This window comes from Bartonella sp. AA86SXKL, assembly GCF_042196885.1.
Genome location: NZ_JBHIRE010000298.1, coordinates 1 through 742, shown reverse-complemented (window position 1 = coordinate 742; position 742 = coordinate 1). Strand labels below are relative to the sequence as shown.

Genomic DNA, 742 nt, shown 5'->3' with positions numbered 1-742 from the left:
AAAAGCCGTTCACATTTGATAAAGTATAAACGAGCTTCTCTACCTTTCTTATTATTCTCAAGCATAGAAAGCTCTTTGGCTACACTTAAAGTCAGATGATAATCTTTACGATTGTGACCACCTCTGCCTTTGCTCGCCAAATTTGGCGACCAAACAAAGTCTTGATTTTCTAATAAATTATATTTTTTGATACGGTCAGTAATCCAATTGGAAAAATCTTTACCTATTTCCAAAAACGCATGTAATTCACGTGCGTTGACTGTTTGAACGATATCACCATTAATCGTGGTTTGATGTATATCAATTAAATACTGTGCCATAATTTGGCTCCTATGTGCTTAAAGGTTTCTTAATGACACTCAATTAAAGAGCGCCGGGTGCTAAGAAACACGGCACATAGCCCGTCGTTACGCCTTTCCCAAAAGGGTATTGTATAGCATAACCACACCCGACAATATCATTATATGCTTGTAGCATACAACGAGTCAAAGTTTTTAATTGGCGGTGAAAAGATTGTTTCGGCAATCTATCCGCTATGTGTTTAAGGTGTTTCTTAGGCACCTGATTCGATTATTCATATTATCGCCACATTGTCAAGTAAATTCTGATAATTTTTTGATATTTTTGCTAATTTGACTTATCTATCTTCTTCATCCATATGGATAACGCCTTCACCTTCGTCGCATGCGTTTGGTGGAGCGTTTGGATCAAGGGTATCGTCCTTGTCTGGTGTGGTGTTTGC

1 protein-coding gene is annotated in these 742 nt (G+C 37.7%); it reads right to left on the bottom strand.

Annotated features, from left to right (window positions below; all coding sequences use genetic code 11):
- A partial coding sequence (locus ACFIO5_RS11650; RefSeq protein WP_375705498.1) for an antA/AntB antirepressor family protein occupies positions 1 to 320 on the bottom strand: 320 nt, incomplete at its 3' end.
- Positions 321 to 742 lie beyond the last annotated feature (422 nt).